Origin of the sequence: Segatella copri, from assembly GCF_002224675.1 — a bacterium.
In the GTDB taxonomy this organism is placed as follows: Bacteria; Bacteroidota; Bacteroidia; order Bacteroidales; family Bacteroidaceae; genus Prevotella; species Prevotella copri_U.
The window spans coordinates 12,226-28,523 of the sequence record NZ_NMPZ01000030.1; the positions used below are offsets into that span (position 1 = coordinate 12,226).

General features: G+C 48.1%; 11 protein-coding genes. 6 read left to right on the forward strand and 5 right to left on the reverse strand.

The genetic code is table 11. From position 1 onward, the window contains the following. Window positions 1-649: 649 nt before the first annotated feature. On the reverse strand, window positions 650-1,669 hold the full coding sequence (locus CFT61_RS14195; protein WP_089545052.1) for a helix-turn-helix domain-containing protein: 1,020 nt from the start codon (window positions 1,667-1,669) through the stop codon (window positions 650-652). A gap of 134 nt (window positions 1,670-1,803) precedes the next feature. Next, a complete protein-coding gene (locus tag CFT61_RS14200; RefSeq protein WP_089545053.1) occupies window positions 1,804-4,083 on the reverse strand; it encodes an outer membrane beta-barrel family protein in 2,280 nt (759 codons plus the stop codon). Window positions 4,084-4,324: 241 nt separating this feature from the next. Between CFT61_RS14200 and CFT61_RS14205 the strand changes: the two genes are divergently transcribed. Next, window positions 4,325-4,693, forward strand: coding sequence for an MmcQ/YjbR family DNA-binding protein (locus CFT61_RS14205; RefSeq protein ID WP_089545079.1), 369 nt, complete (start codon window positions 4,325-4,327; stop codon window positions 4,691-4,693). A gap of 64 nt (window positions 4,694-4,757) precedes the next feature. Here the strand turns inward: CFT61_RS14205 and CFT61_RS14210 are convergent, their stop codons facing one another. Both CFT61_RS14210 and CFT61_RS14215 read right to left on the reverse strand, forming a co-directional pair. Next, complete coding sequence (locus CFT61_RS14210) at window positions 4,758-6,554, reverse strand: ATP-binding protein (protein WP_089545054.1); 1,797 nt, start codon at window positions 6,552-6,554, stop codon at window positions 4,758-4,760. A gap of 151 nt (window positions 6,555-6,705) precedes the next feature. Then, window positions 6,706-7,155: a cupin domain-containing protein gene (locus CFT61_RS14215; protein WP_089545055.1), complete on the reverse strand. Its 450-nt coding sequence runs from the start codon at window positions 7,153-7,155 to the stop codon at window positions 6,706-6,708. 375 nt (window positions 7,156-7,530) lie between these two features. On the opposite strand from CFT61_RS14215, the gene CFT61_RS14220 reads away from it, so the two are divergent. Then, entirely contained in the window at window positions 7,531-7,899 is a 369-nt protein-coding gene (locus CFT61_RS14220) for a winged helix-turn-helix transcriptional regulator (RefSeq protein WP_089545056.1), read from the forward strand. A 118-nt stretch (window positions 7,900-8,017) separates the two neighbouring features. Next, window positions 8,018-9,808, forward strand: a complete 1,791-nt coding sequence (locus CFT61_RS14225; RefSeq protein WP_089545057.1) for a 1-deoxy-D-xylulose-5-phosphate synthase — start codon at window positions 8,018-8,020, stop codon at window positions 9,806-9,808. Window positions 9,809-9,942: 134 nt separating this feature from the next. Here the strand turns inward: CFT61_RS14225 and CFT61_RS14230 are convergent, their stop codons facing one another. After that, complete coding sequence (locus tag CFT61_RS14230) at window positions 9,943-10,509, reverse strand: hypothetical protein (protein WP_142990648.1); 567 nt, start codon at window positions 10,507-10,509, stop codon at window positions 9,943-9,945. A 321-nt stretch (window positions 10,510-10,830) separates the two neighbouring features. Between CFT61_RS14230 and CFT61_RS14235 the strand changes: the two genes are divergently transcribed. From CFT61_RS14235 to CFT61_RS14245, 3 genes are all read left to right on the forward strand, one after another. Continuing rightward, window positions 10,831-11,904: a metallophosphoesterase gene (locus CFT61_RS14235; protein ID WP_089545059.1), complete on the forward strand. Its 1,074-nt coding sequence runs from the start codon at window positions 10,831-10,833 to the stop codon at window positions 11,902-11,904. Between the two features lie 143 nt (window positions 11,905-12,047). Next, the gene (locus CFT61_RS14240; protein WP_089545060.1) at window positions 12,048-14,879 is read left to right on the forward strand and encodes a TonB-dependent receptor; all 2,832 of its coding nucleotides are present in this window, start codon (window positions 12,048-12,050) and stop codon (window positions 14,877-14,879) included. Window positions 14,880-14,904: 25 nt separating this feature from the next. After that, entirely contained in the window at window positions 14,905-16,293 is a 1,389-nt protein-coding gene (locus CFT61_RS14245) for a hypothetical protein (RefSeq protein WP_089545061.1), read from the forward strand. Window positions 16,294-16,298 lie beyond the last annotated feature (5 nt).

The window sequence follows — 16,298 nt, forward strand, 5'->3', positions numbered from 1 at the left end:
ATTATAGCTTGTGGTTCACGACTGGGCTGAAAGCTTTATAAGCAGCCCGCCCTGTAGGGTAAAACTTGCATTTTATTCCTTTATGTTAAAATCTCCATGAGAAAAATAGCCTATCTTTGCAATCTCATTACATGAAATGAGATACAATAAAGAATTGAAATTATAAAATACTGAACTTTCGCATGTGGTTCAAGAACGGGCTGAAGGCCCAAAAGCTCCTAGCCCAGGGCATCGCCCTGGGTATGATGGCAATCAGTAAGGCGCCCTGTAAGGGCAAAAGCTTTATATATTGCCAGGATTTTAAAGCTTTTGCCCTTACAGGGCGACAAGCTTGTGTCCGTAATTACCCAGGGCGATGCCCTGGGCTAGGAGCTTCTGCCCTTTCAGGGCGTGTGGAGCTTACATGCGAAACTTGAGTTAGGAAGAAAAGTTTGATTTTTTATATTGGAGGAAATGCGTATGATAATAGGAGTAGTAATTATCAAGGTAGCGATGCTGGTTAGTCTTGCTGCCTATCAAATATTTAAATCATGAAGAAAAAGAATGTTATGAAGAAAGAGATAAATCCTAGGGATACTTCCAGGGCGGCGGCATTCGAATTATGGATGTCGTCGCCGATGCCGATGGTAACCTTGACCAAGACACATCATCAGGTTCTTGCGATAACTCCACGTCTTAATCTGAATTCCATCGGACTTACCCCGTGCTTCCGCTTGAATGCCGTGCAGAAATGACTCTGGTAATCGTAGCCCAGCATGATTCCGATGTCGGCTATCGGAAGACTTGTGTCGAGGAGGTAATGAACCGCCAGTTCCATGCGATAATCAAAAAGATATTGGAAGACGGTGGTTCCAAATTCCTGCTTGAAGGCTTTCTTCAGGGTGCATTCGTTGGTGCCCACCATTGCCGCCAACTCGTGGAGCGAAGGCATTTCCTGATAGTGGGTGAGGATGATGCTTTGGGCATCGTGTATCTTGTCACGGATGCTGAGGCTGAGGGCTTGGCTGCTTGGCAAGAGACTGGCGGGCAGGAGAAATCCAGAGAGGCAGTCGATAATCTTCGATTCCAGGTATTTGGAGGCTTGGTTGCCTAACAGGCGGGAACGCTGGATGTCTCGTGCCGCCTTGATGACTGCTGCTATGGCGGGCTGGTTGTACTTGATGATGGTCTGGGTGTCGAAGGTAGGGCTGGTTAGAGGGGAGAGTTGCTCAAAAACCTCTGGGTCGCGCTCGATAAGCTCTTCAATGAATTGCTGCGGGATGACCACGTTGAAGATTTCGAATTGGGTGCCCTGGTTCAAGTGAGTGTTGGCACCACCTTCGCCGCTTAGAAAACAGAGGCTTGCCTCGCCTGTTTTCCACATCATTTCCTTTTTTCTGCCACGATTGCCGTACACTTCTTTCATGCTGCCGCCAAGGGTTGGCATGGAAAAGAGCAGGGCTGGTCGAACCTCGTGCTGTGCGATAAACTTGGAGTTGTTCGCCTTGCCAAGATAGTGTTGGTTCATAATGCCAAACTTCTGGTAATGCCACTCCTTGAGCGAAACTTCCAATGCATCCGATTCGATGTGGTTGCTCCGTTCCATCCCATGGTTGTCGATGAAGGTAAGGCCGTTTTGCCTTACCTCTCCTTCTACCTTTCCATCTCTTATAATCTGACAGTCAACCATTAGCTTTATTTTTAGTTGATTTTATGCTGCGAAATTGCAATTAAGCAAGAATCTCGCTGCAAATATACTATTTTTGAAGTTAATATGCAAGTTTATTTATAAAATTATACCCCTTTTCGAAAAAAGTCTCTGTTCTATTTTCCTCCCATTCTTCCCACGGCTTCCTGGGCGGAGTTCTCGCCACGGTATTGCTTCTTGGCCTGGTTGAAGCGATAGGTGAGGCGGAGCTGCACGCTTCGGGTGTCCTCCCACTTCTGCTGCTGGAACCGCACGTTGCCGTAGGTGCCATCGGTCTTTTGGCGCTTGGTGTTGAAGATGTCGTTCACGTTCAGGCTTAGCGAGAGGCGGTCTTTCAGGAAACTCTTGTAGAGCTGGAAGTCGAAGTTGTGCACGCTGTTGATGGTGAGGTACTCGTAGGTGCCGCTGCTTCGGTAGGAGAACGAGAGGTTCAGGTACCAGCCCTTGGGCAGATGGAAGCCGTTGTAGAGGCTGAAGATGTAGTAGGGGTCGTGGAAGCTTTTCTCCTTTCCCATGCTGATGGCCTTGATGAAGCCCTGCTGGATGCCTGTTTGAATTTGCGGCTCGTAGAAGCCCCAGCGGTGGCGGTAGCCGAGGAAGCTGCCCCAGTTCCAGCAATGGTCGATGTTGGTCCAGGTGATGTAGCCCGTTTGAGGGTCATCTGAATAGGGTTCGATGATGCTGGTGATGTAATCTTTTACGTAGGTGTAGCTTGCCTGGAGGAAGAGGTCGCCGTAGCTTGCCTGGTATTGGAGTTCGTGGCGCTTGGATGGCTCCAGCTGGCTGTTTCCTACCTGTCTCATGTAGCGGTTTGCGTAAACCGTGCCCGTGTTCAGCTCCTGGAAGGATGGGCGGGTTTCGGAAGAACGGTAGCTCAGCGACTGTGAGAATCTGCCTGATTGATGAGAGAGCAGGAAGGATGGGTAGAGGTTGTCGTATTTGCGATGGAGCGGGGCGTGGGAATCCAGGCGGCTATCCACGTGCTCGTATCTCAATCCTACTCTTAGGGAGAAGGGCTTGAAGTCGAGTGAATACTCGGCGAAGACGGCAGCATGATTTTCCTTGGTGATGCTGTGGGTGGAGGTTCCCTTATCGGCAGGGGTGTAATCGGTACGCGATTCGCTCTTCACGTAGTTGTACTCGGCGCCCATCATCCAGGTTTGCTTGTCGTTGATGGTGTAGTTGGCGCGAGCCTTTGCTCCCCAGATGGTTCCATCGCTTTGTGGCAGGAGTGTAAACTTGTTTCTGGCTTCTTCCTCGCTAACTCCATTCGCCAGATTCTTCTCCGAAATCTCATCCACGAATTGAGCCTGCTCTGTGTGTAGCTTCACGAAGTCGCCGAAGAAGTTCAGCTTCCATTTTTCTCCGTAATTACCCTGGTAGAAGGCGTTTACGTGGTGCTGCCAGTCGTAATAGAAAAACTTGTTGTTGCCCGTTACGTTGTCATCTACGTGATCGTTGGTCATCGCATAGCTCGTCATCTTGAATGGCATCGGCTGATGGATGTTGTAGCCATTGTATTTCACTCCGATGGTTTGCTTTTCAGTCAGGACGAGGTCAGCTCCGGCACTCCAGTAGAAGTGGTCGTTGTAGTTATGCTTGCAGTCGAGGGTGGAGGAGGCGATGTAGGTAGTGGCGTTATCGCCAGCGTTGTTGCCTGTATTACTGCCGCTTACGTAATGCGTGGCGATGTCCTGTTCTTTCCATATGCCCTGCCAGTTGGCGTAACCCAGTTTGCCGTAGTACGTCATCTTGCCGTGGGTGTAGGTAAGGTCGAGGTCGTGGTTGTTGCTCACGTAGGAGTCGAAGAGGAAGCCGGAGTTCTCCACGATGGCGAGTCCTTGCAGGTTCTTCTTGGTTGTGATGAGCAGCACGCAGCCCACGTTGTTGCCGTATTCGGCTCCGGGATGATGAATCACCTTCACCTCTTTTATCTGTGTAACGGGCAGGTTTTCTACCACGCTGTAATCCTGCACCTTTCTGTCGTTGATGTAGATTTCGGGTGAGCCGCCGATAAATGCCTGCGGTTTGCCATCCTTGTTCTTGAACATTCCGGGGAGTTTGGCAAGCACTTCCGTAGCTGTTGGCTCCTTCTCGAGCGAAGTTCCCGAGATGCGAGCCACGATTCCGCCGTTCTTCAGGCGGAATTGCGAGCGGGTTCCTTTAATGGTTACGGCTGAGAGCTGTTTCTCCCATTGGATGCTGTCCTGGCGAAGCTTTTCCTTCATTGCCTGTATGCTATCCTGAAGAAGTCCTTCCTTTTTGGTTAGGATGTTCTCAGTAGAACAGCTCTCAGTAGAAATGCTTCCTGCTGTAGTGGTCTTTGTTTGCTGAGCGTGCGCCATCATCGGATTTCCCAGGATGAGCAAACCGCTCATGATCAATTCATGTTTCATAATCTTCTTTCTTATTTTAAAGTAAATATGCTGCAAAGTTCTTGCGAATGTTACTGCGCAGGAATCTTGCGAATGATGTTGCAAAATTACGGATAAGGAAAGAGAAGGATTTTAATATAACGGAATTTTTTCGGATAAGATTTGTTTTTTTATGAGATAAGTCTTGCCGTTTCATCAGAATTCGTTATCTTTGTCCCCTAAAACATAGAATCATTTTAATCAGAAATAATCAGAAGATATGATGAACATAGAATCAGTTAGAGAGTATTGCCTCTCACTCCCCCTCGTTACTGAGGATTTTCCTTTTGATGAAACCACTTTGGCGTTTCGGATTATGGGAAAGATTTTCGCCTGTCTCGACCTGGAGCGCCCGGAATGGGTTACGATGAAATGTAATGCCGATTACGCCCTCGAACTTCGGGAAGTGCATCCCGAGATAGAAGGCGCCTGGCATTGGAATAAGAAATACTGGAATCAGGTAAACCTTTATGGCACGCTGGAAGATGATTTCATCCTGTCCCTGATTCGTCATAGCTATTCCGAAGTGGTGAAGAAACTCAAGAAAAAGGAGCGGTTGGAGCATTCGGAAATAACGGAGGTGAAGGAATAGGGAGAAAGTAAAAAGAAGAAGGCTCTGAATTAGCCATAAGAAATGCTGATTCAGAGTCTTCTTATTAATTTATAATTCCTAGCTTTTTAAGTCTAGAGTAAATCGCTCCTCTCGAACGCTCCATGATTTCTGCTATTTCCTTTATCTTTTTTCCTTCATTATAAAATTTTATCAGAATATCATCTGCTTCTTTTTCCCAAGGGAGATAGGCGTTTCCGTGTTCTTTTCTTTTTTCTTCGACAGAATACGCTTTCTTAAGTGTTGGTTTTGTTGAAGCTTTATCCAGAATCCTGTATTCCCAATCCTCAATAGTCCTTGTTTCTGTGCTGAAGCTGATGCCAATCTTTACGAGCTTTCTTTCATCAGCCTCGAAAGGAACCATGTAGCCTTTTTCGTCTATCTGGGCGAGGGCTTCCTTGGCAGGCTTGTTGATCTTTATCTCGAAGACGAAGATGGTGTGGGGCGAGAACATCACGGCATCGGCCCTGCCCCTGCAACTCTTCACCTGCGTGAGAACGGCTATGTTCATCATCGAAAGCATGATGTAGAAAACGGTTTCGTAATAATACTCGTTTTTCTGCATGTCTGCCAATACATCCTTTCCGCCTTCCGGGTAAGGAATGGAAGCGAAGTAGGATTTCATCAGCGTCATCGCCTTGTCGATGTTTCCATACACCAATGCCTGGTAGAATCTTGCTGCAAAGCCCAGCGAAGTACCATCGCTCAGATTCGTGTAGAGCGGCAGCAGGTTTTCCATCAAGCCGGCTCTTACTTCCTTGTTTGGAATGCCGAGAAAGTAGCCTTTGGTGAGAGGGTCGTAGTCCTTGATGGTAAGGTAGCCGCTCTGATAGAGCAATGGCAGGGCATCCGTCATCTTCTCCGTAGGACGATCGAACGAAGACGAGAAGGCAAAGACGTTGTCCAGCTCCGTCACGTCAGTCTTGAATCTCTGCATCTGATTGATGAGATAGGTAGAAGTACCCGATGCAAACCAGTAGTCCTCTATCTCGCCCGATGCCAGGGCACGCATCAGACTGAACGGATTGAAGATGTCTGGGCTGTTTCTTGTGAAATGATAGCCGTCGTAATTCTCCTGGAGCATCCGTGCCATCTCTTCCTTGCTCACCCCATTGTGCTCCGCCATCAGTTCGATGTCCTGGTTCAGGGTGGTGGTAAGTTCCTCTTTAGTAATGCCGCAGATGGCAGCAAATTCTGGGTCCATGGAGATGTTGGCCAGATTGTTGATGGCGCTGAAGATGCTGAGCTGCGAGAACTTGGTGATACCCGTGATGAAGGCGAATCTGATGTATTCATCATTAGCCTTGATTGGGGCATAAAATTCCTGTATGACGGTTCTGATTTCTGATAGCCTGTCCTCATTATGGAGCACATCAAGAAGCGGCGCATCATATTCGTCTATGATAATGATGACCGGCTTGCCTGTTTGCTCTTTTGCCGAAATAATCAAGTTCTTGAATCTGTCTCCGGGAGTTTCACTTTCTGGATTATTTCCCCAGATACTTTCATATTCGGAAAGTTTGTAATTGAATTTGGATTGCAAATCTTTGAGATTGCAATTCTTGAATGTGGACATATCGAAATGCAGGACAGGGTATTCTGTCCAGTCCTTTTCCAATCCCTCAATGGCAAGCCCCTTGAACAGGTCTTTTTCGCCTGCGAAATAGGAATGAAGGGTTGTGCTCAGCAAGGATTTTCCGAACCGGCGGGGACGACTGAGAAATACGTATTTGTACTTCTTGGTCAACTTGTATATCAAGTCAGTCTTATCCACATACACGCATCCTCTTTTGATGATGTCGCTGAATGTCTGTATTCCCACAGGATAAATTCTTTCTACCATAGTCTTTGCATTTTTATTCTTTGTGGCAAAGTTACGAAAAGTTTTTGAAATGGAAGCGATTTGGAAGGAAAAAATGGGGCTGGGGGAAGAAAAAATAGAGGCATTTGAAGGAAATTCATTAAAAAAAGTATGGAGATTCCATGAAGTTCGATTACCACTCTACCTTATCGTTGAGAATCACGCCATCGGTTGCATCTTCGGCTGTAAAGGTTGCGCCACGATACTGCACGCAGAGCATCAGCAGCGGCTCGGCACCATTGTTGCGAACAGAGCGCTTGCCGGCTGGTGCTACTCTCACCACGCTTCCCTCCTGAATAGGGAATACCTTGCCATCCACCTGGAACTCGCCCTTGCCGCTGAGGAAGAAATACAGTTCCTCGTGGTTCTTGTGGGTGTGGAGGAAACCTGTCTCTGCGCCAGGAGCAAAGCTCTGGAATGAGAACTCACCACCAGTAGCATTCACGCTCTGACCTCCGAATACCTTTCCGGGAATCTTAATCTCAGGACCCAGTTCTAAGGTGTAGTCCTTGAGATCACTCATCTTGCCAAAATCTGTGGCTGTAAAGTTATCAGCCTTTGCAATAATCTTTGTTTCTTTCATCTTGTCTGTTATTTTTAAAAGTTTATATTTCTCTTTTTTTTATTTCTTATTGTGAATTTGTGAATACTTCTGCTTTCAGCTTTCAATTCTGAATAGCGCTTGCTTTCAGCTTTCATTTCTGAATTGCGTTGCAAAGATACTGCGAAAAACTGGTTCCTGCAAGAGGGCACTTGGGGGTAAGATGGTTACCGGGAGGTAACTATTGCGTGGGAATGGGAGAAAGAAAAATGAAGCGTTAACTTAGATTAACTTGGTATGTTTGGTTTCTTTTCGGATATTAGTTACTTTTGTAGCCTATTGCAGAATATTATAGAGTTTTGCAGAACATTATTGCAGAATATTATAGATTATAGTAGAATATAAAGAAGATAGATTATGGCAAGAATGATAAAAGAAATGGTAGTGCAGGACTGTCCCATCCGTAACGTTCTGGCGCGCGTTTGCGACAAGTGGTCGCTACTGGTAATCTACACCCTGAAAAATCATCAGGATGGTCCCCTCCGGTTTAATGCCCTACGTAAGCTGATTCCGGATATTTCGCAGAAAATGCTTACCAGCACGTTAAAATCGTTGGAGACTGATGGATACGTTACCCGCAAGGCTTATGCCGAAGTGCCGCCAAGAGTGGAGTATTCTCTCACACCTCGTGCTGAAACCCTTATTCCTATTATGGATCATCTGATAGAATGGGCGCTGGATAACATGGCTGTGATTCTGAAGGATAGGGATAAGGCAGCAGGCTGATTTCCCAGATGAGTTTTCCGGAAAATCATTCATATTTTCTGTAGTTTGGGTAATGCATGTTTTCTGGATTCTTTGTATCTTTGCACCCGGAAATCATAATTATAACTATTATAAGAAAATGTATATTGAGAAAATAAAGTCGCCAGCCGACTTGAAGAAGCTGGATTTGAAGGAACTGCAGGTGGTGGCGGATGAAACCAGACAGGCTGTGCTGAACCGTGTAAGCAAGCATGGCGGTCATGTGGGACCAAACCTCGGATTCGTGGAGGCTACCGTGGCGCTTCACTACGTTTTTAATGCGCCAAAGGATAAGCTCGTGTTTGACGTAAGCCACCAATGCTATCCGCATAAGGTGCTCACCGGACGAGCTGCGGGATTCCTCGGCGATGTGGATGACATGAATGCTATTTCGGGCTATTCTTCTCCTGCCGAATGTCCGGAGTATGACAATTTCGAGGTGGGGCATACTTCTACTTCCGTGAGTCTTGCCACCGGGTTGCAGAAGGCGCGCGACGTCAAGGGTACCGATGAGAACATCATCGCCATTATCGGCGACGGATCCCTTTCGGGCGGCGAGGCTTTCGAGGGACTGGACGAGGCTTCGGAACTCGGTACGGGCATCATCATCGTGGTGAACGACAACGAAATGTCTATCGCCGAAAATCATGGCGGAATCTACAAGAACCTGCGTGCCTTGCGCCAGAGTAACGGCACCTGCGAGCACAACTGGTTCAAGGCGTGGGGCTTTGAATACAAGTATCTGGAAGAGGGTAACGACATCGAAAAACTCATCCAGGTTTTCGAGAGCGTGAAGGATACGGATAAGCCTACCGTGGTTCACATTCACACAGAGAAAGGTCATGGATTTGCGCCAGCCGTAGCCAATAAGGAGGCATGGCATTGGGGAATGCCTTTCAATCTGGAAGACGGCAGCCGACCAAGAAGGAATGCCGATGGAACCATTCCGGAGGTTGCTCCAACAGAGGATTACGGCACTTTATTCTCTGACTGGATGCTCAGCGAGATGAAGCAGGATAAGACCCTCATCGCTGTAACCGCCGGTACTCCTACCGCAGGTGGTTTTACTGCCGATAAGCGAAAGTTGGCTGGCAAGCAGCACATCGATATGGGAATCGCTGAAGAGCAGGCAGTAGCGATGATTTCGGGAATGGCGAAGGGTGGATTGCATCCGGTTTGGACCGTTTACAGCACCTTCATCCAGCGCACCTACGACCAGATAGCGCAAGACCTCTGCATCAATTCCAACCCGGCCGTAATCAACGTGGTAGGAGGCGGAGTGAATTCGATGAACGACATCACCCACATCTGCCTTTTCGATATTCCGATGCTCTGCAGCATTCCGGGGCTCATCTATCTGGCTCCAACCACCTGCGAGGAGTATTTCGCCATGCTCCGCTGGAGCATTCTGCAGGATAAGAAACCTATCGCCATCCGCGTGCCAAGCAATGGCGTGGTTCATACTTCAGAAGCCGTTGATGCTGAGTATGGCTATGAGGCAAAGTACAAGGTGATGCACCAGGGCGAGAAGGTGGCAGTCATCGCCGCCGGTTCGTTCTATCAGAAGGGCGAGAATGTTGTTCGCCTGTTGGCTGATAAGGGCATCGATGCTACGCTTATCAATCCCCGTTATCTGAATGAGGTGGATGCCGAAGTGCTGGATAGCCTGAAGGCAAACCATCAGTTGGTGGTAACTCTGGAGGATGGCTCGAAGGATGGTGGATTCGGAGAGCGCATCGCCTCTTACTATGGCACTTCAGAAATGAAGGTGATGGTGGGCGGCATCAGAAAGGGTCTCTACGATAGATATGATGTGCAGCAGTTGCTTTCGGATAATCGCCTGCTCGATGAGCAGATTGTGGAAGACGTTTTGTTAGTAATTAATGATTAGTAATTAATGATTAGTTATTAGTTAGACGGCATAGTTAGTTTTTATTTAACGAGAAATCCAAACCGGAGAATGATCTCTAGCTTGGATTTCTTCTGTTTTATCATCGAATGTTTGTCTTAATCCCAGTCATTATCTCAATCATCATCATCGTCGTCATCATCATCCCAATCTCTGTCGTGCTTCCACTTCTTCTTGTCGTACTTCCACTTCTTGTCGTGCTTGTGATGCTTGTGATGCTTGTCCGGCTTTCCTGGTCCATAAGTTACATGGGTTCCGCCTGGCCATCCAGGTCTTCCGTAGCTGCACTCAGGGCGAGGGCGGCGCTTGTCGTGTCCCCAGTTATGCTTTGGATACTTGGTGTAAATATGGTGAACATACACATGATTCTGCCAGCCGATAGGGCGATAGAAATAGTAAGAGTCCTTGAATCTCTTCCATTGTCTGGCGGTCATCATGCGCTTGAGCTGCTTGTTGCGGTAATGCCAGCCGTAGGCATCAATGTCGCGATAGCTGCGGATGCCATTGAGATAATTGAGATTGATGTTCAGGATGCTGTTGCGCTGAACGCTGCTCAATCCCAGTTCCACCACCATCTTATCTGTGATAAAACGAGCTTCTGCCTGAATATTTGTCAGTCTCTGAGCATTCATAGATGTAATCATCATCCATATTGCTACCAATGTCATAATCATTCTTTTCATAACGATCTTCTCTTTAAAGGGTTATTACTGCATTTATTTTACTTGAAGAGGCTACTTGGTGCCGCAATCAACTTTTTGATGGTGCAAAGATAGAGAGAATAGCTGAAAACAACAAGGGGAAAACCATAATCTGATGTATGATTTTCCCTAAAAGCATCGGGGGAAACTCCCGTAATAAGATTGTAGTATCTTTTATCTGCTAATTAAAATCCTTGTAACCTCTTTGACACAAAATACCCCTACCTTTGCACCCGAAATTTAACAGGTATTACCTCGAAAGGGGAAATCTTTAATAAAAGTATTATAGTCAGATAAAGAAAAATGGAAAAGAAAGTATCGGGTAAGCATAGCAGCATGAATGGCTTTGCTATGATGAAAGGTAGAGTAGTTACAGTAGTTTTGGCTTCGGCTTTATTGTTGGGCGGGGGCTTGACTGCTCAGGCTCAAAACACAGCATTAACCACCTGCTCTCAGAGTGCAGCAACTGCCATTCCGCAGAATCCAAACTGGAAGGCGAATGCTGCCGAATGGCAGAAACTGAAGGGTGGAATCACCCTCTACATGACCAATGACATGGGCCGAAACGGCTACTACGACCAGAAGCCTATCGCCGAACTGATGGGCGAGATGGCGGGTACGATAGATCCTGAATGCGTACTTGCCGTAGGCGACATCCACCATTTCAATGGCGTGACTTCTACACAGGACCCTCTGTGGCTTACCAATTACGAATATGTTTATTCTCATCCCGACCTGATGCTCGACTGGTTCCCGGTTTGTGGCAACCATGAGTATCGTGGTAATACACAGGCTTTTATGGACTACGGCAAGGTGAGCCGCCGCTGGATGATGCCAGCCAAATATTATACCAAGGTGTTCGACCACAAGGGAACCACCGTGCGCGTAGTCTTCCTCGACACCACACCTCTCATCGATTCTTACCGCAAGAATTCAGAAATCTATCCTGATGCCTGCAAGCAGGATGCTGAGGCTCAGCTCTCCTGGCTCGATGAAACCCTGAAGAATGCCAAGGAAGACTGGGTCATCGTGGTAGGCCATCATCCTATCTACGCCTACACCACGAAGAAGGAGAATGAGCGCCTCGACATGCAGAAGCGCCTTCTGCCTATCCTCCATAAATATAATAATGTGGCGATTTATGCCTGCGGTCATATCCACAACTTCCAGCACATCCAGAAGAAGGGCGACAACATCGACTACGTAGTCAATTCCTCTTCATCTCTAGCTCGTCCTGTGAAGCCTATCGATGGCACCGTGTTCTGCAGTCCTGCCGATGGTTTCTCTGTATTTACAGCAGATAAGAAGCTGCTCAGAATGTCGATGATTGACAAGGATGGAAAAATCATCCACACGGTTTTAAAGGTAAAAAAGTAAAAAGGTAAAAAAGTAAAAAGAGCTTTAACCCCTTTGCACCTCCGTTCCCAGCGATTCCATCGCTGGTCTCCAAGCTTTTATATTAGAGGTAAAAGGAGCTTTTTTGCGAAAAGAAACGAATGAAGATTTCAATAGCGATATAGATGAAAAGATTTTTATTGAGTGCGGCGCTTCTTGCCGCAGCGACTACCGCCATCCAGGCACATACGCTGGATGGTATAGTCAAGGATAACAAAACGGGCGAACCCCTCATCGGAACCGTAATCCGAGTAAAGGAGCTGCCCAACGTGAGTACCACCACCGGACTTGATGGTACTTTCACCCTGCATGAATTGCCTGATAAAGGCAAGGTGACCATCATCGTTTCCTACATGTCGTACAAGACCAGGGAGATGGTAGTGGATGTGGCTAAAGACTTCTCCAAAGATGGAAAAGAGGGAAAGAATGGACTGTTGACCATCGCCATGGATGAAGACCAGAAGCTGTTGGGCGAAGTGGTGGTTACCGGTCATCGTGAATACCGCAGCGACCGAAGCGCCATAGAAACCGTGAAGAATGCCGGCAACGTGCTCAACGTGATGAGCCAGCAGAGCATCCAGCTTTCGCCTGATGTCAACGTGGCGAGCGTTCTGCAGCGAGTATCGGGTGTAACCATGGAGCGTGATGCATCGGGCGAGGCTTCCTACGCCATCCTCCGAGGCATGGACAAGCGCTACAACTACACCCTGGTAAACGGCGTGAAGATTCCTAGCCCGGATGATAAAAACCGTTACATCCCTTTGAATATCTTCCCTTCAGATCTGATGGACCGCCTCGTGGTTTCCAAGTCTCTGACTGCCGATATGGAAGGCGATGCAGCCGGCGGCGTGGTGGATATGGTGATGAAGGATGCCCCATCCCGCTTTCAGATTCAGGCGAATGCTGCCATCGGAGCAAGTGATTATTTCTGGAAGGATGGCAGAGATTATCTTACCAGCAACCGCTCTGATTATACAAAGAAATCTCCTTACGAGGCTTTCGGAAAAGACTACAAGGCGCAGATGAGCGATTTCAAGAACGGTCCTGTTCAGTTGAAGAGCCATTCTCTTCCTGCTCCTAACTTCATAGGAGGTCTGAGCATCGGCAACCGCTTCTGGAACGACCGCCTGGGCGTGATGCTTGCCGGAAGCGTTCAGAATGTTTTCCGTGGCACCGAGCGCACCTACAATTCCGTAAAGATGGCTTCGGGCGAGCAGGCCATGTACATTTACTCCCTGCAGCATCGCTATTATAGCATCCACGACCTTACTGCGGGTGCTCATGCCAAGTTCGACTTAACCCTGCCTGGCCACAAGCTGGAATGGTACAACATGTATGTGCGCACCAATTCCAAGGGCACCAGATACAACAATAGCGTCAATACTGAATACATCGGAGCCGACAGCTACACGCAGGATGATGAGGTGCGCTCTCTTTCAACCACCCAGAGCATCTTCGCCACCAACCTGAAGGGTACGCATCATCTTACCAAGGATTTTACCGTAGATTGGTCGGGCGTGTTCTCGCAGGCTAAGGAGGAAGATCCGGATAGAACCTACGTTACCCTGACGAATACCGTGAGCAGAAAAGCCGAGAATGGCGGCGATGCCGTTTCGGGTTCCATCTGGGAAGGCGACAAGAACATCACCAAGACCCTGCCTAAGAGTGCCGAGCGCCGATTCCAGCACAACAAGGATACCGACTGGGCGGGTTACATCAACCTCTCTTACGATACCCATTTCGCCAACTCTGTGGAGGCTCTCTGGAAGGCGGGCGCACAGTATCGCAGAAAGGAACGCAGCAACAGATATTATTCTTACATCTTCAATCCTGCCGACATCTCGCAGCGATTGGATGGCAACGGAATAGACCAGTATGCCAACATCGATTGGGTTTGCAAGACTCCTTATTCTCAGGCTTCGCAGCTCAACTACGATTCCAAGGAGCACATCGGCGGAGCCTACGCCATGGTAACCCTGAAGAGCGAGGTGGGCGAACTGAATGCCGGTTTCCGTGCCGAGCACACCAACCAGATTTACACCATGCTCCAGCATTTCCGCAACATGGGACAGGTGGGCGAGCAGAGCTACTGGGATTATCTGCCATCGGCATCCATCAAGTGGACGCCAACCAGGAAGATGAACGTGCGTCTCTCTTACTATCGCTCCATCAACCGTCCGGGCTTCTACGAGATAGTGCCTTATCAGATTCAGGGCGAGGAGTATCAGGAAAAAGGTAATCCAAACCTGAAGCGTGCCCGCATCGACAATATCGACCTGCGCTGGGAGTGGTTCCCAAGCAAGACCGAGCAGATTCTTGCCGGCGTATTCTATAAGTATCTGAAAGACCCTATAGAGCAGGTGTTCGTAACATCGGATGGAAAGATTGGTGCCGGAACCGATGCCTATTATATGCCGGACAATCTGGGTAATGCCAAGAACATGGGCTTCGAAATCGATGTAATCAAGTACATCCGCCACTTCGGAGTAAAGGCGAATTATACTTACACTCATTCTGAAATCACCACCTCGAAGCGTGAGTACAAGGAGGGGAGTGCCGAATATAAATCGGGCGTAACTCAGACCCGTCCACTGGTTAACCAGGCCCCTCATACCGCCAACATCTCCTTATTATATAAGGATACGGAGCATGGCTGGAATGCGCAGCTGGCCTCTTCCTTCACGGGCACCAAGCTTGCCCTGGTTTCTCCCTTCAAGGATGCCGACCAGTGGGACAAGGCGATGTTCGGTCTCGACCTGAGTGCCGAGAAGCAATTCAAGAACGGCATCTCCATCTTCTTCAAGGCAAACAATCTGCTCGATGCCAAGCGTGAGAGATACTTGAAGACCGTGAACAAAAGCAACCTGGAGTATGAGGGACAGAAGAGCGATAAGACCATCGTAGGTACTTATAAGTACGGCAGAACTTTCCTGCTGGGAGTAAGATACAAGTTATAAAGGTAAAAAAGTAAAAAGGTAAAAAATGAAAAAGATAAATACTTTTGCTGCTTTGCTGTTGATGGCAGCAGCTGCAATGTTCTCCACATCTTGCGAGAACGATAATATCAATCCATACGATTACGTGAATAATGGCGGTAATGGAAGTAATGAGAACCAGGGTTCTAAAGATGTCATTACAACGAAGGTGGCAGAATATCCTGCCGGTTCTGTGGTTTGGACCAAGGATACTACCCTGAGCCAGAGCGTTGAGATTCCTGTAGGAGCATCGCTCTACATTGAGCCGGGCGTAACCGTTACCTGCAAGTCAGAGGTTCAGGTGCCGGTAGAAATCGTAGTATTGGGCAATCTCTATTGTCTGGGAACCGCCGAAAAACCGGTAGTCTTTACTTCTGATACCAGGAAGCCTGCTGATTGGGGCGGCATCATCTGTGGATATAATTCAGAAGAGGTGGTGCTCAACCACGTGGATGTGGCCTATGCCGGTGCTACTCCTACCGAGAGTTCAGCTTCTTTCCAGAACAAGCTTTTCAAGACCACCATCGATGGCGGTGTGCCAGCCTTTCACTTCTGTAATGTGAACGGCAAGTTTGTGATGGCAAACAGTTTCTTCCATGACAACTACAACGACCAGACTTACTTTACCGGTGGTAACGGCGTGATTATCAACAATATCTTTGCCGATAGCGGAAATGCAGCCGATGGCGGCGAGGCCATCAACGTAAAGGCAGGTTGCAAGCTCGATGTAGCCAACAACATCATCTACAACGCCTGCACCAATGCCTTCAAGCTTTCGAATGCCGGCAATAGCGAGGTGATTCCTCTCTCAGAGATGACCGCCTATAACAACACCATCATCAACTGCGGCTGGCGCCGTTCCAAGAACAAGAAGGGTGGTTCTGTCTGGGTAGAGAAGGCAGCTAAGCCAATCTTCGTGAACAACCTCATCTACGATTCCCGTTTCGGACTGAAGCAGCCTAAGAAGGATGGTGCAGATATGGAGCACAGTCGTCTTACACCAAATTACTACTTTGCATCTACAGAGACAGGCGTAGCGCAGATGGCGAAGGGTGCAGAGCTCGGCATCTGGTTTGATACCGATATCAAGAGCAGCGTGGCAGGTCAGCTCAATCCTCTCTTCAAGAACTTCACTCAGAGCGAGAAGATGAACATCAATTGCGAGATAGATGATGTATCCCAGGGTGCTCCATTGGCATTCGACAAGAGTTGGAATTTCGATTATCAGGCAGGCAGTCCTGCCCTCTCAGGAGGTGTAACCGATTTTGCCCGCCTCTTCCCACAAGGTCTGCCATTCTTCGGCATGAAGCAGGTGAATTTCCTGGATAAGAATAACGACCAGAACTATTACTTCGCCGCCCCATTGCCAAGCGCAAGATTCGGAGCGTGGCTGTAAAATGA

Bases quoted from the DNA above. Each gene is read 5' to 3' on its own strand.
- CFT61_RS14195 (WP_089545052.1), bottom strand. From the start codon at position 1,669: ATGGTTGACTGTCAGATTATAAGAGATGGAAAGGTAGAAGGAGAGGTA.
- CFT61_RS14200 (WP_089545053.1), bottom strand. From the start codon at position 4,083: ATGAAACATGAATTGATCATGAGCGGTTTGCTCATCCTGGGAAATCCG.
- CFT61_RS14205 (WP_089545079.1), top strand. From the start codon at position 4,325: ATGAACATAGAATCAGTTAGAGAGTATTGCCTCTCACTCCCCCTCGTT.
- CFT61_RS14210 (WP_089545054.1), bottom strand. From the start codon at position 6,554: ATGGTAGAAAGAATTTATCCTGTGGGAATACAGACATTCAGCGACATC.
- CFT61_RS14215 (WP_089545055.1), bottom strand. From the start codon at position 7,155: ATGAAAGAAACAAAGATTATTGCAAAGGCTGATAACTTTACAGCCACA.
- CFT61_RS14220 (WP_089545056.1), top strand. From the start codon at position 7,531: ATGGCAAGAATGATAAAAGAAATGGTAGTGCAGGACTGTCCCATCCGT.
- CFT61_RS14225 (WP_089545057.1), top strand. From the start codon at position 8,018: ATGTATATTGAGAAAATAAAGTCGCCAGCCGACTTGAAGAAGCTGGAT.
- CFT61_RS14230 (WP_142990648.1), bottom strand. From the start codon at position 10,509: ATGAAAAGAATGATTATGACATTGGTAGCAATATGGATGATGATTACA.
- CFT61_RS14235 (WP_089545059.1), top strand. From the start codon at position 10,831: ATGGAAAAGAAAGTATCGGGTAAGCATAGCAGCATGAATGGCTTTGCT.
- CFT61_RS14240 (WP_089545060.1), top strand. From the start codon at position 12,048: ATGAAAAGATTTTTATTGAGTGCGGCGCTTCTTGCCGCAGCGACTACC.
- CFT61_RS14245 (WP_089545061.1), top strand. From the start codon at position 14,905: ATGAAAAAGATAAATACTTTTGCTGCTTTGCTGTTGATGGCAGCAGCT.